Annotated in this window: 1 protein-coding gene; it reads left to right on the forward strand. The window is 48.5% G+C overall.

The features are described from left to right. The coding region (locus VSQ62_RS32295; RefSeq protein ID WP_334638790.1) for a hypothetical protein at positions 1 to 868 on the forward strand (868 nt) is incomplete at both ends.

The raw sequence follows: 868 nt of genomic DNA on the forward strand, positions 1-868 counted from the left end.
AACTCCCGCCGCAGTTCAGGCAGGAAGAAAGGCGGACAGCCTGGACATCCCAAAGCAGCCCTTGAAGCGCCGGAGGAATCTGAGATCACAGATACCGTTGGGCACCCATTACAGGACGATGAATGCTGTCCAAAATGCGGGCTTACAGACTGCGCCCCAACCGGCGAGTCCGAAGTTAAATTTGAATACGATGTACGCATTAAAGTCGTTAAGATCAAACACGAATTCTTTTATTACGAATGCAGCAACTGCGGCACTGTATTCCGGTCACAGATACCCCCAAACCTCAAGGAGAAGGTTCAGTATGGCAGCGGATTGCAGGCTTTTGCTTTATCACTCACAAATACCGTCAATGCCGCTATGAACAAAGCATCCATGTTTCTTGCCGGAATCACCGGCGGTGAATTAATGCCCTGTGAGGGATACATTGCGAAACTCCAGGCCCGTGCCGCAAATGGGCTCCGCCAGTTTCGCCAGGATCTGAAGCTTGTCCTGATCACAAGAAAGATCGTTTACTGGGACGACACGGTCATCTTCATTCTTGCGCAAAGAGCATGTTTCCGATTTTATGGAGACGAGTCTATTGCCTACTATACAGCGCATGCACACAAAGACATGGAAAGCCTTGATGACGACAATGTACTGAATCTCCTGACATCGGATACCAAAACCATGCACGACCATAACACCGTAAACTACAATGAAAAGTACAGCTTTGAGAATATCGAGTGTAATCAGCATCTTCAGCGTGACTGCCAGAAGAATACGGATGATACCTGCCATCAATGGTCTGATGATCTGAAAAAGCATATCAGCGCAACCATCAAGGATCGCAATGATGCCATAGCCCGGGGCGAGGGTTCTTTCA

This window comes from Sporofaciens sp. JLR.KK001 (assembly GCF_036941055.1).
Classification (GTDB): domain Bacteria; phylum Bacillota; class Clostridia; order Lachnospirales; family Lachnospiraceae; genus Sporofaciens.